The 20577-nt window shown below is 43.0% G+C and carries 21 protein-coding genes; 11 read left to right on the forward strand and 10 right to left on the reverse strand.

What is annotated here, in order from left to right:
- Positions 1-124: 124 nt before the first annotated feature.
- Positions 125-679: a PadR family transcriptional regulator gene (locus H6G03_RS22700; RefSeq protein WP_190468900.1), complete on the reverse strand. Its 555-nt coding sequence runs from the start codon at positions 677-679 to the stop codon at positions 125-127.
- 131 nt (positions 680-810) lie between these two features.
- Between H6G03_RS22700 and H6G03_RS22705 the strand changes: the two genes are divergently transcribed.
- The 6 genes from H6G03_RS22705 to H6G03_RS22730 all read left to right on the forward strand — a co-directional run bounded on the left by H6G03_RS22705 (position 811) and on the right by H6G03_RS22730 (position 5844).
- A complete protein-coding gene (locus H6G03_RS22705; RefSeq protein WP_190468903.1) occupies positions 811-1704 on the forward strand; it encodes a pirin family protein in 894 nt (297 codons plus the stop codon).
- Positions 1694-2104, forward strand: a complete 411-nt coding sequence (locus H6G03_RS22710) for a hypothetical protein (protein ID WP_190468906.1) — start codon at positions 1694-1696, stop codon at positions 2102-2104. The genes H6G03_RS22705 and H6G03_RS22710 overlap by 11 nt, the downstream gene beginning before the upstream one ends.
- Positions 2105-2324: 220 nt before the next feature.
- Positions 2325-3977, forward strand: coding sequence for a DEAD/DEAH box helicase (locus tag H6G03_RS22715; RefSeq protein ID WP_190468909.1), 1653 nt, complete (start codon positions 2325-2327; stop codon positions 3975-3977).
- Complete coding sequence (locus H6G03_RS22720; RefSeq protein ID WP_190468912.1) at positions 3907-5121, forward strand: DUF790 family protein; 1215 nt, start codon at positions 3907-3909, stop codon at positions 5119-5121. The genes H6G03_RS22715 and H6G03_RS22720 overlap by 71 nt, the downstream gene beginning before the upstream one ends.
- A 130-nt stretch (positions 5122-5251) precedes the next feature.
- The gene (locus H6G03_RS22725; protein ID WP_190468915.1) at positions 5252-5593 is read left to right on the forward strand and encodes a hypothetical protein; all 342 of its coding nucleotides are present in this window, start codon (positions 5252-5254) and stop codon (positions 5591-5593) included.
- Complete coding sequence (locus H6G03_RS22730) at positions 5590-5844, forward strand: hypothetical protein (protein WP_242057158.1); 255 nt, start codon at positions 5590-5592, stop codon at positions 5842-5844. The genes H6G03_RS22725 and H6G03_RS22730 overlap by 4 nt, the downstream gene beginning before the upstream one ends.
- A gap of 161 nt (positions 5845-6005) precedes the next feature.
- On the opposite strand, the gene H6G03_RS22735 is transcribed toward H6G03_RS22730, so the two are convergent.
- Positions 6006-6239 (reverse strand): DUF6887 family protein, encoded by a 234-nt coding sequence (locus H6G03_RS22735; protein ID WP_190468918.1) that lies wholly within the window; start codon positions 6237-6239, stop codon positions 6006-6008.
- Positions 6223-6591 carry a DUF6888 family protein gene (locus H6G03_RS37345; RefSeq protein WP_199315430.1) on the reverse strand — a complete coding sequence of 123 codons (369 nt, stop codon included), beginning with the start codon at positions 6589-6591 and terminating at the stop codon, positions 6223-6225. The genes H6G03_RS22735 and H6G03_RS37345 overlap by 17 nt, the downstream gene beginning before the upstream one ends.
- 69 nt (positions 6592-6660) lie before the next feature.
- On the opposite strand from H6G03_RS37345, the gene H6G03_RS22745 reads away from it, so the two are divergent.
- The 5 genes from H6G03_RS22745 to H6G03_RS22765 all read left to right on the forward strand — a co-directional run bounded on the left by H6G03_RS22745 (position 6661) and on the right by H6G03_RS22765 (position 13124).
- Positions 6661-7230: an REP-associated tyrosine transposase gene (locus H6G03_RS22745; RefSeq protein ID WP_190468921.1), complete on the forward strand. Its 570-nt coding sequence runs from the start codon at positions 6661-6663 to the stop codon at positions 7228-7230.
- 354 nt (positions 7231-7584) lie between these two features.
- A complete protein-coding gene (locus H6G03_RS22750; protein ID WP_190468924.1) occupies positions 7585-10608 on the forward strand; it encodes a CHAT domain-containing protein in 3024 nt (1007 codons plus the stop codon).
- 23 nt (positions 10609-10631) lie between these two features.
- Positions 10632-10967 carry a hypothetical protein gene (locus H6G03_RS22755; RefSeq protein ID WP_190468927.1) on the forward strand — a complete coding sequence of 112 codons (336 nt, stop codon included), beginning with the start codon at positions 10632-10634 and terminating at the stop codon, positions 10965-10967.
- Positions 10951-12657 carry a hypothetical protein gene (locus H6G03_RS22760; protein WP_190468930.1) on the forward strand — a complete coding sequence of 569 codons (1707 nt, stop codon included), beginning with the start codon at positions 10951-10953 and terminating at the stop codon, positions 12655-12657. The genes H6G03_RS22755 and H6G03_RS22760 overlap by 17 nt, the downstream gene beginning before the upstream one ends.
- Positions 12658-12734: 77 nt before the next feature.
- Positions 12735-13124 carry a hypothetical protein gene (locus tag H6G03_RS22765; protein WP_190468933.1) on the forward strand — a complete coding sequence of 130 codons (390 nt, stop codon included), beginning with the start codon at positions 12735-12737 and terminating at the stop codon, positions 13122-13124.
- 511 nt (positions 13125-13635) lie between these two features.
- On the opposite strand, the gene H6G03_RS22770 is transcribed toward H6G03_RS22765, so the two are convergent.
- The 7 genes from H6G03_RS22770 to H6G03_RS22800 form a co-directional block, all read right to left on the reverse strand.
- A complete protein-coding gene (locus tag H6G03_RS22770) occupies positions 13636-14133 on the reverse strand; it encodes a hypothetical protein (RefSeq protein WP_190468935.1) in 498 nt (165 codons plus the stop codon).
- 192 nt (positions 14134-14325) lie between these two features.
- Positions 14326-15363, reverse strand: coding sequence for a glycosyltransferase family 4 protein (locus tag H6G03_RS22775; RefSeq protein ID WP_242060453.1), 1038 nt, complete (start codon positions 15361-15363; stop codon positions 14326-14328).
- A 29-nt stretch (positions 15364-15392) separates the two neighbouring features.
- A complete protein-coding gene (locus tag H6G03_RS22780) occupies positions 15393-16280 on the reverse strand; it encodes a glycosyltransferase (protein WP_190468941.1) in 888 nt (295 codons plus the stop codon).
- Complete coding sequence (locus H6G03_RS22785; protein WP_190468942.1) at positions 16277-17353, reverse strand: glucose-1-phosphate thymidylyltransferase; 1077 nt, start codon at positions 17351-17353, stop codon at positions 16277-16279. The genes H6G03_RS22780 and H6G03_RS22785 overlap by 4 nt, the downstream gene beginning before the upstream one ends.
- Positions 17325-18233 carry a dTDP-4-dehydrorhamnose reductase gene (gene rfbD, locus H6G03_RS22790; protein ID WP_190468947.1) on the reverse strand — a complete coding sequence of 303 codons (909 nt, stop codon included), beginning with the start codon at positions 18231-18233 and terminating at the stop codon, positions 17325-17327. The genes H6G03_RS22785 and rfbD overlap by 29 nt, the downstream gene beginning before the upstream one ends.
- Positions 18230-18775: a dTDP-4-dehydrorhamnose 3,5-epimerase gene (gene rfbC / locus H6G03_RS22795; protein ID WP_190468950.1), complete on the reverse strand. Its 546-nt coding sequence runs from the start codon at positions 18773-18775 to the stop codon at positions 18230-18232. Before rfbC ends, rfbD begins: the two co-directional genes overlap by 4 nt.
- Complete coding sequence (locus H6G03_RS22800; RefSeq protein ID WP_190468953.1) at positions 18772-20529, reverse strand: hypothetical protein; 1758 nt, start codon at positions 20527-20529, stop codon at positions 18772-18774. The genes rfbC and H6G03_RS22800 overlap by 4 nt, the downstream gene beginning before the upstream one ends.
- Positions 20530-20577 lie beyond the last annotated feature (48 nt).

The raw sequence follows: 20577 nt of genomic DNA on the forward strand, positions 1-20577 counted from the left end.
AGTGGGGGAATGGGGGAGTGGGGGAGCGGGGGAGCGGGGGAGCGGGAGAATAAATCTTTTCCCTCTTCTCTCTTCCCTCTTCTGTCTCCCTCTTCGCTTTTCCCTAGCCCCTAGCCCCTAACCCCTAGCCCCTTTCTTTTAGCGATCGCTGTTTAATGACATCGATCGCTTCTACTAGCCAGTTTATGTAAGTTTGTTCTTTTCGCGTCACCAGTTCCAACACTAGGCGCTGCATTACCTCAAAACGGCTGGCAGATTCATCCCCAAGCGGTGGGAGTTCGATCGTTTCGCACTCGCTCAGCTTAGCGCGGCGAGCCGCTACTTGCTGCTCTAGCAGGTGAACGATCGCTTCGTTCGGTAGCTGGGCGGCAAAATATAGCTGCACGAGTAAGGGGTCTCGAACTATTGGCAAGGGCTGTGGGCTGTCCAGCCATCTGAGTAATTCCGCTTTCCCCGTTTCCGTTACTGTGTAGACCTTGCGGTTGGGGCGATCGTGCTGTATCTCAATCGTGCAGGTAATCCAACCTTGCTCTACCAGTTTATCGAGGGTTCTGTAGATTTGTGCCTGATCTGCGGGCCACAAATGGGCAATACATCGATCGAAGCAGCTTGTTTTCAGGTCATAGCCTGTCATCTCTTCTTGCTGAAGCAGTCCCAAAATTACGTGTGCTAGTGACATAACATCGTTTCCCTTTGCCTGTGGTTCTCTGCACAAATTTTATCTGTTACTTCCTATATAAGTTTGTGCTAGTATATGATTAATCATATAAAACTCGATCGCCGCATACAGCAGTAGCAAGGAGGAAACACATGGCAGTTCAAACCCAAAAGATCCGTACCGTCGCCGGCATCGTCAACAGCGTCGAAACACTTGAGGGTGAGGGTTTTCGCGTGCGCCGTCCGTTCCCGAAGAGTTCCTTTTCGCACTTCGATCCATTCCTGCTCCTGGATGAATTAGGGCCGATCGAACTCAAGCCGGGTCAAGCGAAAGGAGCGCCAGATCATCCCCACAGAGGATTTGAGACGGTTAGCTACGTAATTGAAGGTAGCTTGGAACACAAAGATTCCCAAGGACGTTCCGGAAAGCTCGGCCCAGGCGATGTGCAGTGGATGACGGCAGGAGCCGGTGTCGTACACTCAGAGATGCCCGCACAAGAATTTGCCGACATTGGCGGACGAGTTCACGGACTGCAACTGTGGGTGAACTTGCCTCGACGGGACAAGATGATCCAGCCTCGCTATCAAGAGATTACTGCCGATCGCATTCCGATCGCACAAACAGATGATGGCGCGGTGCGAGTCAAAGTGATTGCTGGGGAAGCTCTCGGTGTGCGTGCGGCGATCGAAACGCGGACTCCCATAATGTACTTGCACTTTACACTGCAACCCGGTGCAACGATCGTTCAGCCGGTGCCGAAAGAATACAATGCCTTCGCATATGTAATTGATGGTGAAGGCTTATTCGGTGAGGAAAAAGAACGTGGCTTAGACGCACAAATGATTATGTTTGCACAAGACGGCTCAGAAGTGACGATCGCCAATCGATCGGATGCTACCTCACCGCTTTCTGTGTTACTGATTGCTGGCGTTCCTCTCAACGAGCCAGTTGTGCGCTACGGCCCATTTGTGATGAACACAGAAGCAGAAATTATCCAAGCCTTTGAAGATTATCGTAACGGGAGGATGGGTTCAATTGACTTCTAAAACTCTTCTACAACCGACGCACCAACATCTGCGTACTCTGCGTAACAAATTGCTACACCTTCATCAAGTGCTGTTGGAAACAGAACGCATCGCTTACGAACAAGTTCGCGGGCGAGTATCGGGCGGAGAATTGCTACAACTGATCGTTCATCACCAGCAATTTAGTTGGCTGCATCCTCTTTCTGAGCTAGTTGTGCAAATTGATGAGATACTCGCATCTGACGAGCCAATAGTGCTGGAAGATGTTAAAAATGCGATCGCATCTGCCCGCACGCTACTTAGCCCCATAGAAACAGGCAATGCCTTCCAGAGCAGGTACGCCAACGCTCTCCAGCGATCGCCCGATGTCGTGTTGGCGCACGCAGAAGTTTCCCAATTTCTGATGTCTAAAATTTGGTAAAACAAAACTTATAGGTAGGTTGGGTTTGACAAAGTGAAACCCAACCTATTCTTTTTGACTAATAGGAAACGATGGTTAAATTTTTACCGCAGATGAGTACAGATAAACGCAGATAAACGCAGATAAGAAAGCGATTTTTATACAATGGATGGGATTGGATATGATATCAGTTGCATAAGTCCTGTAAAATTGTCGGGATGAACCAAAATGTGCAGAAGTAATGGCTCGTATCCCCACATTATCTTTTGACAGGGGCACCCTGATTTTGCATCCCCCTCCCAGAGGAAAAATTTGGGTAGAATACGCTACTTGGGATGACAGAGTGGAGAAGTTTCGCATCCCTGCTATCCACTATCGATCGCTTGTAGAAGCTCTGCAAGCGGAAAAAACTGATTTTATCGACGAGGCGAAGGCATTTGCGCCACTGGAACTCGTCCCCAGTGTGGAAATGGAACCCTACCCGCACCAAAGCGAGGCGTTGATGGCGTGGAAATCTGCCGGACGTCAGGGGGTGGTGGTGCTTCCGACTGCTGCTGGTAAGACTTATTTGGCGCAATTGGCGATGCAGGCAACGCCTCGCAGTACGCTGATTGTAGTACCGACTTTGGATTTGATGCACCAGTGGTACGCGCAATTGGTGACGGCTTTTCCCGATGCGGAGGTGGGGTTGTTGGGTGGCGGTTCGCGCGATCGAACTGCTATTCTTGTCGCTACTTACGATAGTGCGGCGATTAATGCTGAGGCTTTGGGGAATAGTTATGCTTTGTTGATTTTTGATGAGTGTCACCATTTACCAACGGAATTTTATCGGGTAATTGCAGAATATGCGATCGCACCTTATCGTTTGGGACTGACTGCAACTCCAGATCGATCGGATGGTAAGCATAGCGATCTCGATCGTCTCATAGGGTCGGTCGTTTATCGCAAAACGGCGGAGGAATTGGCTGGATTAGCGCTAGCGCAGCATGAGGTGATCCCGATTAAGGTAAAGTTATCGCAAAATGAGCGCGATCGCTACAATGAGTTAATCAAAATTCGCAATGATTTTTTGAAAGCAGAAAAGATTCATTTAGGCAGTTTGGAAGGTTGGCAACAGTTTGTCAGAATGAGTGCTAGATCTCCTGCCGGTCGCCGTGCTATGCTAGCTCACCGGGAAGCGAGAGAAATTGCTCTTTGCACTGATAGCAAGTTGCGAATTCTCGGCAATTTGATTGGGGAACATTACCCGGAACGCATTCTCATATTTACGGCGGACAATGCCACAGTTTATCGCATTTCTCAAGATTTTTTAATTCCGGCGATTACTCATCAAACTCCTGTCAAAGAACGCCACGAAATTTTAACGCGCTTTCGCGAGGGGGAATACAAAACTTTAGTCGCTTCTCACGTTCTCAATGAAGGTGTTGATGTTCCGGCTGCTAGTATTGCCATTATTTTATCGGGTACTGGTTCGCAGCGGGAGTTTATTCAGCGATTGGGTCGGGTTTTGCGTAAAGGTAACGATAAAAATAAACGTGCTTTGCTGTATGAGGTGGTGGCGGAAAATACGAGTGAGGAAAATACTTCTGACCGTCGGCGAGGTGTGGAGAAGAAGAACGAACCGCAAAGACGCAAAGGACGCAAAGGAAAAGAGGAAGATAAGAATTATCGGCAGTTGGAAATTGTGCCTTCTAAACCGATTTATGAGGTTAGTCAGCAAGGTGGTTATTTAGCGGCTGAGTCATCCGAAGTTAATTATTCAACCACGAATAAGCAATCTTCCAATTCAATCCAAAATCCCAAATCTAAAATCCAAAATCGAAATGTTACCAAGCGAGTTGCTGAGTCACCGGCAAAATGGGGAGACGATAATTCCGAAACACCTGAAGATTGACGATCGCAATTTGGAATTAGCGATCGATCTGATTACTTGCTTTGAGGAAGCTGTCGGTAAAACTCAAGGAGAATTGGATAATCAATTGCAGGAATTTGAGGGCGATCGACCGGATTATCGCATCATTCGCGGATTGGCGCATCTGCTCAAAAGCAGCTTTTCTACTTTTGAGGTTGTCAGTCCTTTGTCACCCCAAGAATTGCGCGATCGAGTGTTTGCTTTATCGGCTCAATCAATTCCTAGTTTACACGCGACTAGCCAAACTCTTTCAACTTTAGCAGATAAACTCAGTCAAGAATTAAATCGCGAAGTTCTGCCGGAGCAAATTCGCACTGGTTTGTATGCGGATTTGCAAGAAAATCGTATTTTAACACAGTTTGATGCTCCTGCTGCTGAAAGTTTATTGCATCGTTACAATTTATCGCAAGTGCAGGGAATTTTTTATCGCGCCAGTCAAATGACTCTGAACGCTCATCGCAATGTTCCGGGTGAATATAAGCTGTTGTTTCGCTATCTCAAACTATTTCAATTGATGGCATATATTGAAGGCGATGCCGATCACGGTTTTACGATTACGATTGATGGCCCGACTAGCTTGTTTAAGCCTAGCACAAGATATGGGTTAGCGATCGCCAAACTTATCCCTGCTTTGTTGCACGTCACCAAATGGAGTCTCAGCGCCACCCTGCAAACTCGCGATCTTTTCACTGGCAAAGAAAAAATTGGCAGATTCACTTTAAATTCCGATTGCGGTTTAGTAACTCATTACCCACCCGGTAAACCTTACGATAGTATGCTGGAAGCATCATTTGCGGACAGATGGGATTCCTTAAAAACCGATTGGGTTTTAGAGAGAGAAGTTGACCTGATTCCCATTCCCGGTAGTGTGATTATTCCCGATTTTCGCCTCGTGCATCCTGATGGTAGAAGTTATTTATTAGAAATAGTTGGTTACTGGCGTCCCGAGTACTTGCAAAAGAAATTTGCCCAAGCGCGAAAGGCTGATTGCGATAATTTGATATTGGCAATTTCGGAAAGATTGAATTTGGAAAAAGCTGGTGTGAAGGTGAGCGATACTACTGCAAAGATTATCTGGTTTAAAGATAAGCTTTTACCCAAGGCGGTGTTAGAAGTGATAGAATAATTAAACTATGATTAAAGTTTAGATATCCAGGCTTTTACAGATATTAGTATTAGTGGAGATGATGTTTTGGGATAATTTTGCGTAGTTTTGCTGTAACCTATTAAATGTAGATTTTGAAAGAGCGGGTGCAATGGCAGAATTACCAGAAGAAACGACAAATACGGTTTTCAACTTGCAAGGACGGTTGCTAAAAATTATTCATCAAGCAAAAGCTACAGAATTTGCGATCGCACAACAGTATGGCGAAACAGAAGCAACATCGATCGACCTAGAACAACTACAGAATATCAGAGAAAGAGCAGATACATACTACTCGCGGTTTTACAGACTTTTGGGACAAATTGCAGAAATCCAACCAACCGCTACTCCTGCTATGCTGGATTTACTAGACCGTTCGATCGCAGAAGCTCAGGCTACGTTAGATGCCTTAACAGCAAGTACACAAGAGATAAAAAGGGATTGGAATATATGATGACCGATAAACCACAACCGCCTAGCATTGAGAAAGTTAAGGAAAGATCGGCTAGAGTGCAGGAAATCTGCAAACGAGCTGATGCTAATATCTTGATTCTGGATGAAATAATTGCCCAATTAGAAGAAGAGAATCGACGCTCGCCTCTATATCAGTCCCGTTTGAGGAGAGCAAAGCGTTTGCTGAATTTTCCGGAAGAAAAACCAGAAAATGTTGAGAGCGATCGAGATTCAGCAACGACAACTTCTTGACAGTGAGCGCCACCTATAACCCTTGTAGAGACATTTCATAAAACATCTCTACAAGGTTTTTTGGAGATGTCTATTGTTAAAGCGATCGCACAACTATGAACCTCTACAATTTTATGTGCGATCGCGTAGCGATGCGTAGTATTATCGCACTCCCTAAACCCTCAACTTTCCGCCTCTTTCTTTCTAGTTTTTTCTTCAATTATTCGGTTAAATAATTCAAATTGTTCTTGTTCTTCTTCTTTGGTTTTTGGTGGGTGAAACCAGATAGATTCTGAATCAGGACTGCGACGACTATATAAAATGTTCAAAACTTCATCAATATCTTCATAGCCACGATGCGCGATCGCATATTCTCTTAACTCTTTTCTGGTCATTTTTTCAAAATTCGGTTTCATCTAAAAACCTCCAGATTCCGTTAGTTGGTATGATAATTTGCAGTTCTTCGCTGGCAAAAATGAATACAATTCCCGTTTGGGGATTAAAACGGAATAGCTCAATGTTCCGGTAGCCGTTCGACAACATCTGACAGACGCGCAGACAGGCTTGCGCTTGTTCGTTAGTTGGGTTGATGGTTGTTCCCTCAATTGTGACACATCTATTAAAATACAACAAACTAGCGGCGATCGCATTCGGTAATTCCGGAAACCCTTTTGGTTTTAGAAACCCGGTTTCTTCAAGAAACCGGGTTTCTAGTCGCCCCTTTAAAATGAAGAAATTCGGTTTTTTATTGCCAGACGATCGCCTCAACCTTTAAAATTGTCACAAACCCGGTTTCTTGGAGAAACCGGGTTTCTAGCCAATCACCCACCCTCTGATATGCCACGTCGCGAAATTATCTTGCAAGCGGGTAATTATTACCATGTTTATAACCGAGGCAATAACCGACAACTAATCTTTTTTGAGCGTGAAAACTATGTTTATTTCTTACGTCAATTAAGAAATCACTTAATAGCTAACGGCACTGATATAATAGCTTATTGTCTCATGCCTAACCATTATCATTTATTAGTTTACCTCCAAACAGATAAATTTTCAGATTTAATGCAAGCGTTTTCTCTTTCTTACACTAAAGCTATTAATAAACGTTATGAGAGAACAGGTTCGCTTTTTCAGGGACGATTTCAGGCAATTCATGTAGATAGAGAAGAATATTTATTGCATCTAACTCGATATATACACTTAAACCCCGTTCGTGCTAATATAGTTCAAAAAGCAGAAGATTGGGAGTTTTCCAGCTATCAAGAATATATCGATTTGCGACCCGGTACTTTACCTAAATTAGAGGGAGTGCGATCGCAGTTACCCTCAGCAGATGCTTACCGTGGCTTTGTAGAATCTAATTTGGATGGTGAAAAGGTTATCAAGAATTTTACATTTGAGGAATAGATGACTAGAAACGATGACTAGAAACCCGGTTTCTTGGAGAAACCGGGTTTCTAATATGCCGAGCGCATTGTTCGTTCGGGGGTGTAAACTTAACTCGATCGCATCTCTACAATCGCTCGCATTTGGTAATTCCAGAAACCCGGTTTCTTGGAGAAACCGGGTTTCTAGGCGGGGTTTCTAAAATGGGGAGCGCATTGTTCGTTCGGGGGTGTAAACTTAACTCGATCGCATCTCTACAATCGCTCGCATTTGGTAATTCCAGAAACCCGGTTTCTCCAAGAAACCGGGTTTCTATTCACGCACCCACAAGTATGATAAGATGGATTTTGGTGTCATTTGCTACCCCTGGTCGTCATGGATGAAACCCGCATTCAAGCTTACGTGAATCTGATTGAAGCGCTGCTGAGTTGTCCTAACGGTGAGGAACCGCAGATTTTACAGGCAAACTCGGAATTGCTGGATTTGGGGTTTGTGCAAGTTTGCGAGGCAGTGGCGGCAGGGTTGGCAGAGGAAGGAAAACAGAATGAAGCTGATTTTTTGCGAAGTGTTGCCAGTCAGCTAGGGGAATTTTTGGGGATGAATGATGAGGAAGATGGCGATAACTCTGAAGGGGAAAATACCGAGAAGTATGTAGAGTTTATCCTAGAATTATTGCACGCAGAAGAAAGCTATAGAGATATTTCGGTAGTTTACCCGATTTTAGACAGAGGGAAGCATCTTCTCAATGTCCGTTTTGCGGCAATTTTAAATCAAGTGGCTGTGAATTTAATTGCCAAACATCCAGAAGCAACTAGAGAGATTATCCCCATTATTGGAAATTTGAGTATTCATATTAGTGGCTTTCCGCGAGGGAAGAGAGCGAATAATATTGAAATTGGGATCGCTGGTTATCAAATAGTTTTAAACAATCTGGAACCTGGCAGCGAACTATGGGCAACGGCGCAAAATAATCTGGCAATTGCCTACCATTCCAGAATCAGAGGAGAGAAGGCAGACAATCTCGAACAAGCGATCGAATTTTACACCGCCACACTCACCATTTACACCCGCGAAGCTTTTCCCCAAGAATGGGCAACGACGCAAAATAATCTGGGAAATGCCTACTGGGATAGAATAAAAGGGGAAAAAGCAGATAACCTAGAATTAGCGATCGCATCCTACACCGCCGCATTGGAAGTTTACACTCGCCAAGCTTTTCCCCAAGATTGGGCAATGACGCAAAATAATCTGGGAAATGCCTACCAAAATAGAATAAAAGGGGAAAAAGCAGATAACCTAGAATTAGCGATCGCATCCTACACCGCCGCATCGGAAGTTCGCACTCGCGAAGCTTTTCCCCAAGATTGGGCAGGGACGCAAAATAATTTGGCAGTTGCCTACAGAAATAGAATCAAAGGGGAAAAAGCAGATAACCTGGAAAAAGCGATCGCATATTACACTGCCGCCCTCACCGTTTACACCCGCGATGCGTTTCCCGAAAAATGGGCAATGATGCAAAATAATGTGGCAAATGCCTACCGTAACAGAATCAAAGGAGACAAGGTAGATAATATCGAAAAAGCGATCAAATGTTACCGACAAGCCCTAGAAATTCGCACTCCCTCAGCCTTCCCCCTAGATTGCCTTGACACAGGACGCAACCTCGGCAACCTCGCTTTTGAACTCCAAGACTGGAATAACGCCATCTACGGCTACGAGAAGGCGATTGCAGCCGTCGAACAAAGTCGCGATTGGGCAGGAACAGAAGCTGCCAAGCGAGAGATTCAAGAAAATGCGATTGAAGTTTATTTCCGAATGTTACAAGCCTGCATCAATGCCCAAAATTTAACCAAAGCAGTTGAAACCGCAGAACGCAGCAAAGCCCGCAACCTGGTCGAACTCCTTGCCAACCGCGACCTCTACCCCAAAGGCGACATTCCCCAAGAAATTTTGACTCGACTCGATAGCCTGCGGCGAGACATCCCCGCCATCCAGCGCCAGTTAGGACAAAAATCTACCAGCCAACTCTCGGAGTCGAACAACGACACCCAAAAGCAATTGCGCGACGAACTAACAAAACTCCAACAGCAGCTAGATAGCGTCCTAGAACAAATCAAACCATTCGATCCCAACTTCAGCTTTACCCAAAAAGTTGAACCAATTCTGCACAGCGAGATTCAATCCTTAGTGGCCGATAATACGGCAATTATAGAGTGGTATATTACTGAGGATAAATTTGCCACCTTTGTCATTACATCAACTTCGCCTCAAATTCAACTCTGGCAATCTTCCGAACAAGATTTGAAAGACTTAGGAAACTGGGCTATAGAATATCTGACCGATTACACTGACGAAAAAGACGCAAACAAAACTCAGTGGCGGCAAAATTTAGCGACTCGCCTGCAACGCCTTGCGGAAATTTTGCACCTTGATGAAATTATCAAACTCGTCCCTCCCACAGTCGATAAACTGGTGTTAATTCCCCACCGCTTCCTGCATCTGTTCCCGCTTCATGCGTTAAACCTTACGAAAACAGCACATAATAATAGTTATTGCTTGCTCGACAGATTCCCTCAAGGCGTTAGTTATGCTCCCAGTTGTCAACTGCTGCAAAGAGCGCAAATGCGACAACGCCCCAATTTTTCTCACCTGTTCGCCATCCAAAACCCCACCAAAGATCTAACTTATGCCAACTTAGAAGTGCAAACTATTCAGCAGCACTTCAACCCTCAAGATATCCTGATCGAAACTGCGGCTAAAAAAGCAGTTATAGATAATAACCGTCTCAGCATCGCTGACTGCATCCACTTCTCCTGTCACGGCTATTTTAACTTTGAAAATCCCTTGCTTTCTGCGTTACTTTTAGCTGACTGCGAATTACCTCCACCGCCACCAAATCCAGACCCTAATCGCTATTTACCTCTAAAAAATAACAAAACTCTAGACTTGAAACAATGCCTCACTTTAGCAGATATTTTTGACCTCGACTTGAGAGCCTGTCGCCTAGTCGTCCTCTCTGCTTGCGAAACGGGAATTACCGATTTTAGTAGCCTCAGCGATGAATATATCGGCTTACCCAGCGGTTTCCTAGTTGCAGGTAGTCCCGGCGTCGTCTGTAGTTTGTGGTCGGTGAGTGACTTGTCTACGGCTTTTCTGCTGATTCGCTTTTATCGAGAATTGACAGAACAACCCAGCCTTAGCGTTCCAGTCGCCCTCAAAAAAGCTCAAAACTGGCTGCGGAATTTGTCCAGAGAAGACTTGCTCAAGGAACTGGATACTTTAAAATTGGATACAAAACGCCGAGAAGGAATCGAACGATGGTTAAAATTAAACGGTAATCCAGCTTTCCCTTTTGAAGATCCCGCTTATTGGGCGGCTTTCTGTGCGATCGGACTTTAACAACTTTCAGGGCAAATCAATTTATGGATTCTAACAAAATTCTTCAAGCTTTTCTAGAACTGCTGAAAAATAATTTTTCTGCTTTCCCTCAAGCCATGCAAGACTTACCTCTTCTTAATAAAAGTCTAGCTGAATTGCCAGATGATGAAATTGAACAAGCGGTCGATCTTATTATTGATTGGTGTAGCGAACGTCAGCCGTTAGGAAAAATTATTAGCGATTCTTTGCGACAAATAAAACTCGACCATCCGATCGAACCACTTCCTGACAATTTAGACAATACTTTTCGAGAAGTTAGAAAAACCGTTCAGCAAAAACTTGATGCCCTAAAAAAAGCACAGGATGAAAAAAATGGGTGAGCGACTTTCCGAACCGAATATTTACTTGTTTGCTTTTCATTTGCTTGAGGGTTTCAACACCACGCCAACTGCAAACAATCTCGATTCTTTGAAGGAGAGATACCTGGAAATATTAAAAAATTTTCAGGTAAAATCGCTACCAGATTTACACGCGACAACAAATTATTCTATCCCGATCGAAGGCGAAGTTTATTTAGAAGAAAATCCCAACAATCCCGATATCGAACCATTAATTGTTAAAGGTTTTGTTCATCCTCTGAATCTTAGCGATAGTTACGCTTTTGGTTTAAACATCGGTTGTCCAGAACCAACCCCTAGCGACAAATATCAAGACATAGACATCACCGATTTGGGAAAATTTCATCTGAACTGCTTGCTGCCAAATTTTGTCCAAAGTTCTCTAGGGCAAACTTTACTAATTACAGCAAAGTTAACTATAGCACAGAAGCGAGAAGGCGAGCAGTTTATTCGAGAATTAGCCGATAAGTGCGTTCAAAATTTTATCCCATCAGAATATCATAACAATCTAGGGCTCGATCGCGACGGTGAACTCTTCGGTAGTCCGATTTTTGAATACGGTAATCCTAACCAACCAGATAGTTACATTCATGTGATTGTTTGGTTATTTACTCACCCAGAAACAGAAGCGAAATTTGGAGACTGCTATCAAGATTTCTTAATATTATTATTTTACCGGCATAAAATTATCCAATCTTATAAAAATAGTCGATATGTAAAAATGGTAATTGCGGATGATTACCAAAAAATCGAAAACCAAATTGATAAAATAAATGAGTTGTCCACGCAAGTAAATTTGAGCGAAGAAGAATTAAAACAATTAAAGACACAACTGAAAGAACTTCCGAAAATGGCGCTAGAATACGCTCAAATGCTGCGAGATTTAGAAGATTACCGCCACACCATTGGATTAAACGATCGCAATTACTTAGATACTATTGACAGAATAGGAGAAAAAATCAAATTAAACTCTAAAAGAAGCTTAAATAAGCAACTGATATTCTTAATCAAATTCAGCCAAAAAAACAGCCGCTACTTTCAAGAGCAAATTGAAGGAAAATTAGGCTATTTCGTGCATGGTTCTGGGTTACTAGACAAAGCGATCGCATCTATTAGGGGAATTGTAGAAATAGAACAAGCAGAGATCGATCGCCAACTGCAAACTACCCTCCAAAATAATGAACTTGCAGAAAAAGAACGCGATCGCCAACTGCAAATTACCCTCCAAAAAAATGAAATCCAAGAAAAAGAACGCGATCGCAACTTGCAAACTACAATAGCCATCGTCGGTGTAGGAATAGGTTTTGCCGGAGTTGCTGCAACTGCATCACCTTATCTAATTGAACAAGATACAAAGCAAAATCTTACCTTTATTCCGGTTCATTTTCAACCATCTTTCGGTTTAAATCCGCCACATAATTTAACTATTTCTGTGCTATTCAGCTTAGGCGCTGGTTTAGTGGGAGTTGCAATCGCTGCCATAATAATGGGATATATTCAGAAACATGAGAAAAGTGCGATCGCTCGTACTATTAATTTCATTTTAGGCAATTCTCAGGCGCAAGAAAACCTTCAAACTGAACCCCGGAAAATATCTAGTTCTCAAAGTACAGAATTTTCTGTACCTCAGCAACCAGAAAAAGAGCGATCGCACTCCCAGCAGGATCGCTGATAAGATAATACTAAGCCTTTTGAGTCACCTTAATATAGAGTAGGGTTTTATGCGATCGATCTCTAGGAGTCTGAACTATGTCATTTGACGAACAAAACCTGGAAGCTTTTATTGAATTATTAAAGGATAAGCGATCGCGCTTATTTACTCCTCAAGATATCGCCAGCTTAACTAAGTTAATCAATTCCGTACCCGACGATATCGAAAAACTCTCCGTTGCGATCGCTTCTTGGTACGAAAAACGCCCGAAAATCCTGGATGCTCAACTCGATATCCTCAACAATAAATTGAGTAATAACACCAGTTTTAATAGAGTCTCAGACAGTAATGTTACTGATGTCAACTCTTCCGAATATCAACTCAACAAACAAGTTTTACAAAAGGCGATCGAACAAATTTCTGTTTCTTTAACTTCCCGGACATCTACTCCCCGAATAAAAGATGGAAAATTTAACTCCAAATTTTGAATAGTCAGTCAACGGAATTTCTGCAATTAATCAACCCCTGGAAAGTATCAGAGGTCTTTAATTAAATCAAATGCTAACAAAAAAGGCAATTATAGCAACCGCCTTGGCGGTTAGAACGTTATTAATTCGTCAACCCTTTGATTATAACCACTTCTTCCCCTAACCCCTAACCCCTAACCCCTAACCCCTAGTAAAAAATTTTACAACAGGACAAGCGGCAAGCGTTTTGAGGTAGGGAATCGAACCCTAAAGCCCGCGCATCTGGAATGCAGGTCGCCACCTTGGCGGAATTCAACCTTGCTCAGTTCCTGTTGTAATACAACTATAATACACTTTCTCAGCAGTGTCAACTGTTTTTAGATTTTCTTGGGTGCGATAACCGCCTTTATTTATTAGACCTCTCCAAAAACTCTTGTGGGATAGGCATCTTGCCTGTCCCTGAGATTCTTTTCTCAAGAGGTCTAATGTTTATCTCAAAAATTCAAAAGATGGTATACAACCGGATTGCGCGTTACTTTCCGTCTTTGTCAATGTCGCCGGGAATAGCGCGTTCAACTTTGTCCCATGCGTCGCGAGTTGCCCGCTTAGCTTTTTCCCAGCTTAAGTTTGGATTGCGACGGTTCGTTTCGTAGTCGCGTCGCAAATTTGGTTCGACTTCATCGTAACTTCTACCGTAGTAGCGACCGTAACCTTCATAGCCGGTGCGATAGGCGGGTGCGTAGTCATCGTAACTGTAATCCGATTCTACATAAGGCCGAGAGGTGTAGTTATCGCGCCAGTAAGCATCTTCTACTGTGGGGTCAATTGCTTCGCCAACTGCTTTGCCGGTCAAACCGCCTACTACCGCGCCAACCGCTGCGCCAATTGCGCCTCCGACTGGGCCACCCACCGCAACGCCTACAGCGGTTCCAATCACGCCAGCTGCGCCAGCACCAATACCTGTCTCTACTGGATGTGCGCCTGTTTCACCGGAAATCGGGTCGCGATTTTCATCAGGTTGCTTATTCATAATTCTTGTTTCCTTGCGATCGGACTTTACTAATCTTTCTTAAAGTTACGATTAAATTGCTAACGGAATCTTCCCCCGCAGGTGATAATTAATATGATGCTTTGCTGTACCTTTTGGTAGATAAATACTATCTAAAGTCTGCGGTTATAGGGTATAAAAAATAATTTATTAAACTAACAAATATCTATTTTTTTATAGATATTGTTGTAGTATGGCAGCGGTAGCTTGTCCGGTTTTTTCCCAACTGAATAATTTTGCTCTCGCCAAACCAGCTTGACGCAGGCGCGATCGCAACTCCGCATCCTCCGCCACCGCGTGCATCGCTTCTGCAATTTCTCCCACGTTGTAGGGATCGATCGAAATAGCCGCATCGCCAGCAACTTCAGGTATTGAGGAAAGATTGGAGGTAATCACGGGAGTACCGCAAGCCATCGCTTCCAAAACGGGAAGTCCGAATCCCTCCCAAAGGCTGGGAAAAACGAGTGCGATCGCTTGATTGATTATTGTAGGTAATTCCCCATAAGGAACGTATTCCAAAAATTTGATGCGATCGCATATTCCCAACTGTTCCGCAGCTGCTTTTAAAGTCGGAGTGAAGCGTTTGTCAAACGATCCGGCTATCCACAATTCCCGATCGTCGCTGTTGGGTAAAAGAGCAAAAGCTTCGATCAGAAGTAGTATATTTTTATACGGATCGTGTCTGCCGATGTACAGAAAATAATTGCGACTTGGTAAATCTAAAAACCGGAAGCGATCGGCATCATACGCTAACAGAACAGGCGTAACTTTCCGTTCCGGAATATGGAAAAAACTGATCGCATCCTTCGCAGTTGATTCCGAGTCGCAGATAATATGCTGCGCTTCTGACAACACCAGAGGAAGCAAATACCGACTGTAGTTAGTTAAAGGTGAAAATCGCCTTGGAAAACGCAGGGGAATCAAGTCATGAACCGTTACAACATATCGACAACCCGAAAATACTGGCGCTTCCGGAAGCGGGGAAAATAACAGATTTGCCTTCAGGTTTTGGTAAATTTTTGGCAATTGTAACTGCGTCCACAGAATGCGCGACAAGTTACCTTTTGTACCTTGTTCCGGTGTTAAGTTTGGCGGGACTGGGTAGCAGTCAAAATTGTCTATATTCCGAGATACTAATAAAGTTGGGTTTAGTAATTTTAGATGAGGAAATAGATTAAAAGCATAAGTACTAATCCCCGTTGGTTTAGTCATTAAAAAGGACAAGTTTAACAACAATCGATTCAAGTAAACACTCTCCTCAAATAAAGCCATACCCCGTGAAGCTTACCAAAACCAATTTGCGGTTTGACTGGCATTAAGATGATGGCATGGAAAACAAGCCGAGTCAATCTCAGGATTAAAATTGTTTTTTTGCTATAACGTCCGACAGTTAATAAATAGCTGTAGGTACTGTGCTTAAATTTGGTTAAAATATTTTTGCCAGTAATTGACGAAGGTTGGTGAACTACGGCAATTTGAGGTGCGATCGCAATTAAATGTCCCTCTTTGGCGTAGCGTCTGCAAAAATCAAAATCTTCATAATAAAGGAAGTAATCTGGATCGAATTGAGGACAAGTCTGAAAATGTTGTAAATTTAGTAATAAACTGCAACCGCTAACCCAATCAGTTTCTAAATATGCCAAAGTTGTGCGATCGTTTAAAGTTGTTTTGCAGATAATTGCCCCATTTTTTTCAATAAATTCGCCGCCAGCAAACCAAACTTCACCAGTTGGCGTGTAGACGATCGTACCGACAATTGAAAGCTGCGGATTTGCCGTAAAAAAAGCTGGCACTTTCTCTAAAGCGCCCGGAAGTAGCTGTGTATCGGGATTTATAATCCAAACAATCGCCTGGGAGTCTTGAGTATAAATCCAGTTTAATCCTAAATTGCAGGCTTTCCCAAAACCGAGATTAGTTCCAGCTTCAAGAATCAGGATATTATCATCTATCAAATCATACAATGATTCATCATCAGGCGAATTATTGATGACAATAATTTTAAGGGCGGGTGTATCTGCATTGTCTGTCTGTCCGCCAGATTGTTTGTCAAAATCACCCCTACGAATTGAACTGATTAAATCAGCGATAAAACCGCTGGAATAATAGTTAACCGTTACGAAGTAAATCACGTTAGTTCAATTTGACTGTCATCGCCAATCATAAAGCGCAAAGCTTTTGGGCGTTGGGGAGTTACTGTTAACTGGGCGCGTTGTCCGATCACGCTATCAACAATGCGTTGATGAATTCCTACCACTTTAGCACTTTGTAAAATGACACTGTGATCGACTTCAACATCAATCAAAGTGACATTATTGCCAATACTACTGTAAGGGCCAATAAAACAATCTTCTAAATAGCAATCCCTACCGATAATAGCTGGGCCGCGAACAGTACAATTAACAAGTTTAGTTCCTTGCCCAATTTGCACCCGCCCAATTACCTGACTTTGGGTATCTACTTCACCTTCAATAGATTTTGTGAGACAAGTAGTATCGAGAATAATCCGGTTTGCTTCTAACAAATCGTCTTTTTTCCCGGTATCTAACCACCAACCTTCTAACTGACAAGCTTCTACTTTTTTCTGTCGATCGATCAAACATTGAATGGCGTCAGTGATTTCCAATTCGCCACGGGCAGAGGGCTGAATAGAGGCGATCGCATCGTGAATCGTCTTAGCAAAAAAGTAAATTCCCACCAGCGCCAAATTAGAAGGCGGAACTTTCGGTTTTTCCACCAAATGCAAAACTCGTCCATTCCCATCAACTTCTGCCACACCAAAAGCCGATGGATTAGAAACTTGTCGCAGCAGAATTAAAGCATCTGTCTGCTGCGATTTAAACCTTTCCAAAAATAGATTTAAATCGCTTTGAATCAAATTATCGCCCAAATACATAATGAAGGGCGAGTCACCTAAAAATGGTTGGGCGACTTTAACTGCGTGGGCTAAACCTGCTGGTTGTTCCTGAAGGATGTACGTAATTTTTGCGCCGAAAAGTTCCCCATTTCCAGTTTTAGTTTTCACTTCCTCGCCAGTTTCCGGACTGATAATAATACCGATATCGGTAACGCCAGCTGCGACAATACCTTCAATTCCGTACCAAAGGATTGGTTTATTGGCGACGGGAACGAGTTGTTTCGCACCCGTGTAAGTGAGAGGTCGCAGACGAGTTCCTTTACCGCCGGATAGAATTAGTGCTTTCATAAGTTTGGGTGTAAAGTTCGGCTAACATATTTCGCAATCCCTGTCGCCAATGAGGGGGATAAGTTCCCAGGACTGCTGATATTTTCGCACAGGAGAGAACCGAATAGGCGGGGCGACGCGCCGGAGTGGGATATTCTGGTGTCGTAATCGGAATTACGCGCTGAATTTTCAAATTCCAGCCTAACTGTTTTGCTTCTTCAAAGATAGCAACAGCAAAATCATACCAACTGGCAACACCGCTATTTGTGTAGTTGTAAATTCCGGCAATTTCTGGTTGAAATTTAGGAATCAATTGGGTAATTGCGCCAGCCAAATCAGCTGTACAAGTGGGGCTACCAATTTGGTCGGCAACTACACGAATTTCTTCCCGTTCACCCCCCAATCTCAGCATAGTTTTAACAAAGTTAACTTTGCCACCAACGCCATAAACCCAAGCAGTTCTCAGGATAATATGGTTTTGGCAGTTTTGCTGAATAGCGATTTCCCCTTCAAGTTTAGTTTTTCCATAGGCATTGATCGGATTGGTGGGGTCAGTTTCGCGGTAAGGTTGGCTTTGGCTACCATTAAAAACGTAATCGGTGGAAACGTGAATCAGGGGAATGCCCAATTTTTGACATTCTTGAGCTATGATACCGGGAGCGATCGCATTAATAGCCTCTGCTAACTCCAGTTCGCTTTCGGCTTTATCCACCCCCGTGTATGCAGCTGCATTCACAACTACATCTGGTTTAACTTCATTAATTGTCTGACGAATCGCATCTGGCTGAGTTAAATCGATCGTTTCGCGTCCCACGCCGATTACTTTACCCACAGGCGCAAGTGTCTTTTGCAATTCTTGTCCCAACTGTCCGGCAATGCCTGTTACTAAAATTCGCCTCATGAAAATACTTCTGCTGTTTTAAATGGTTGACCGGCTCGATCTTTAGCGGATAAAATTGGAGTTGCTGCTAAAGGCCATGCGATCGCCAAATCCGGGTCATTCCACAGAATACACCTTTCGTGCTGCGGTGCATAGTACTCAGTAGTTTTATACAACACCTCAGCCACTTCGGAAATAACTGCAAAACCGTGGGCAAAACCGGCTGGAATCCACAACTGGCGCTTGTTTTCAGCACTCAACATATAACCTACCCATTGCCCAAAAGTCGGCGAACTTTTTCTGATATCCACCGCCACATCAAATATCTCGCCAACAGTTACCCGCACTAATTTCCCTTGCGGTTGTTGAATCTGATAGTGTAACCCACGCAGGACGTTTTGGCCAGAACGGGAGTGATTGTCTTGCACAAAATGCACCGTCGTACCGACTTTTTCGGCAAATACTTTCTGATTGTAGCTTTCAAAGAAAAATCCCCGCGCATCTCCAAAAACTTGCGGTTCGATCAGCAAAACATCGGGAATATCCGTGTTGACAACTTTCATAGATTTTGCACTATTTGAGTACCGTTTAGCTTAAAAGCCTTGCCTGTATTGGCGTCAAATGCCCAAGCATTTATTTTAACCTGACCCTTTGGCAGTTTACTTGCAGAAAAAGATTTTTGCCACCCAGACATAGAGTAGGCGTCTTTTTGCGTAACTTTGGCAACATCCTCTCTTTTCATTCTTGTATAAATCAAGGCAAACGCGGTATCATAATTGTTTGCCTTTTCGTAAGTCAGTATAACTGCGTCGGCTGGTTCTTCTCTCTCTGGCAACCTTGCCCATCCAGATGTAACATATTCATCATTACTTACTTTGCTAAGGCCATCAAACCACCCATAGCCATAACCGTCAGCAGTACTTAATTTAGTTCCTTCAATATCTTGTATTCTCGGACTTTTTACCAAACCTGGCTGCAAATAGCCTAAGCTGTTAAGCCTATTCGCCAAAAACTTCACTCTCGCAATCTTGGGATTTACTCTTGTCGCCAAGCACTCTTCTTCTTTAACAATATTTATAAATAACAAACAGCCTTTACCTTGTAAACGCGCCACCCTCCAATTACTCATTTCTTTAACTGCCATATTGACCGACAATGAATGCAAAAAAAGTAAATAAATAAGTGCGATCGAGCCAATTGAATTCACCAATAATTTAGATTTTGAAAAATCGCGTTTCCTGACAGCATCATCAATGATAATTGCTACCAAAGCCACTAGAGATATAGGTAGATACAATGAAAAAGTTGTGTATCTGGGAGCCATAGATTGCTCGACACCAAATCCCACCCTTCCTAATGTAGCGATCGATCCACTACTGATTGAGTATGCCGCAATCGTTAGCCACCCTATTGTGCGATGCCATAAAATGAAGTCTTTTCTGCATTTAATTAAGTAAATACATACAGCGATAAAAATGCTAAATAATGCCATACCAACATTTTTAGCTAGATTGACATTACCAAAAGCAAACCCGGAACCGCAGAAACAGAAAAAGTAATCGATCGCTGCTTGTAAATGAACTGCGCCATCCCAAATACCTGGATGATGCGGCGGTTTTTGATAATTATAAAAATACAGCGTTGCATTCAATGTAAAACCAGCTATCCATCCTGTAAATAACCATTTCTCTTTGCTTAAATCTTTCCAGGTATTTAAAGCAAGAACCGGGAAAACAACTAGCCAAGAAAGCAATCCATTAGCAAAAGAAAAAGTACTTACAGTAGCCAAGGACATACAAATTAAAAATTTTACTTTAGAGCTAAGTTGAGAGTAAGCAATTAAAATACAGCTTGTTATACAAAGCATGGGAATAAAGATAACTATTTGGAATCCCCAAAGCCAATTTTCATACTGGACAGGGGAAAAAATTAGCAAGTTAAATAGCAAAAATATCAGAATTCCTTTCCATAGCATTCCTCCTATTGTTAATCTATTCAAACAATAGAGGTTGAAGGATATAAAGCAAGCCATTAAAAAGATCGCTAACATCTCATATTTCACATCCCAGTGAGTCAAAGATGCTAGACTTATAAAAACAATCCTGGGAAAAAACGGGCGAGTTTCATTATGCTGAGCTAGCAAGTCTGTGAAAGTGAGACCGGAAGTAAAGTATTTATTAATATATCTTGCCACGCCCCATTGATCGAAGAACGGCACATTGACACCATACTTTATAATTAATTTTCCTAGAAAAATCGCAGGCAGAACAGACAAAATTAAAAGCAATATTTGCAGATATTTATATTTTTTTGCCATTAGCCTGTCCTCAATTTTCCATGCGATCGAACCCTATCCCCAAAAAAA

Origin of the sequence: Aerosakkonema funiforme FACHB-1375 (assembly GCF_014696265.1) — a bacterium.
In the GTDB taxonomy this organism is placed as follows: Bacteria; Cyanobacteriota; Cyanobacteriia; order Cyanobacteriales; family Aerosakkonemataceae; genus Aerosakkonema; species Aerosakkonema funiforme_A.

What these genes read in the sequence shown, in the direction of transcription:
- H6G03_RS22700 (WP_190468900.1), bottom strand. Translation starts at nt 679, where the DNA reads ATGTCACTAGCACACGTAATTTTGGGACTGCTTCAGCAAGAAGAGATG.
- H6G03_RS22705 (WP_190468903.1), top strand. Translation starts at nt 811, where the DNA reads ATGGCAGTTCAAACCCAAAAGATCCGTACCGTCGCCGGCATCGTCAAC.
- H6G03_RS22715 (WP_190468909.1), top strand. Translation starts at nt 2,325, where the DNA reads ATGGCTCGTATCCCCACATTATCTTTTGACAGGGGCACCCTGATTTTG.
- H6G03_RS22720 (WP_190468912.1), top strand. Translation starts at nt 3,907, where the DNA reads ATGTTACCAAGCGAGTTGCTGAGTCACCGGCAAAATGGGGAGACGATA.
- H6G03_RS22725 (WP_190468915.1), top strand. Translation starts at nt 5,252, where the DNA reads ATGGCAGAATTACCAGAAGAAACGACAAATACGGTTTTCAACTTGCAA.
- H6G03_RS22730 (WP_242057158.1), top strand. Translation starts at nt 5,590, where the DNA reads ATGATGACCGATAAACCACAACCGCCTAGCATTGAGAAAGTTAAGGAA.
- H6G03_RS22735 (WP_190468918.1), bottom strand. Translation starts at nt 6,239, where the DNA reads ATGAAACCGAATTTTGAAAAAATGACCAGAAAAGAGTTAAGAGAATAT.
- H6G03_RS22745 (WP_190468921.1), top strand. Translation starts at nt 6,661, where the DNA reads ATGCCACGTCGCGAAATTATCTTGCAAGCGGGTAATTATTACCATGTT.
- H6G03_RS22750 (WP_190468924.1), top strand. Translation starts at nt 7,585, where the DNA reads ATGGATGAAACCCGCATTCAAGCTTACGTGAATCTGATTGAAGCGCTG.
- H6G03_RS22755 (WP_190468927.1), top strand. Translation starts at nt 10,632, where the DNA reads ATGGATTCTAACAAAATTCTTCAAGCTTTTCTAGAACTGCTGAAAAAT.
- H6G03_RS22760 (WP_190468930.1), top strand. Translation starts at nt 10,951, where the DNA reads ATGAAAAAAATGGGTGAGCGACTTTCCGAACCGAATATTTACTTGTTT.
- H6G03_RS22765 (WP_190468933.1), top strand. Translation starts at nt 12,735, where the DNA reads ATGTCATTTGACGAACAAAACCTGGAAGCTTTTATTGAATTATTAAAG.
- H6G03_RS22770 (WP_190468935.1), bottom strand. Translation starts at nt 14,133, where the DNA reads ATGAATAAGCAACCTGATGAAAATCGCGACCCGATTTCCGGTGAAACA.
- H6G03_RS22775 (WP_242060453.1), bottom strand. Translation starts at nt 15,363, where the DNA reads ATGACTAAACCAACGGGGATTAGTACTTATGCTTTTAATCTATTTCCT.
- H6G03_RS22785 (WP_190468942.1), bottom strand. Translation starts at nt 17,353, where the DNA reads ATGAAAGCACTAATTCTATCCGGCGGTAAAGGAACTCGTCTGCGACCT.
- rfbD (WP_190468947.1), bottom strand. Translation starts at nt 18,233, where the DNA reads ATGAGGCGAATTTTAGTAACAGGCATTGCCGGACAGTTGGGACAAGAA.
- rfbC (WP_190468950.1), bottom strand. Translation starts at nt 18,775, where the DNA reads ATGAAAGTTGTCAACACGGATATTCCCGATGTTTTGCTGATCGAACCG.
- H6G03_RS22800 (WP_190468953.1), bottom strand. Translation starts at nt 20,529, where the DNA reads ATGGCAAAAAAATATAAATATCTGCAAATATTGCTTTTAATTTTGTCT.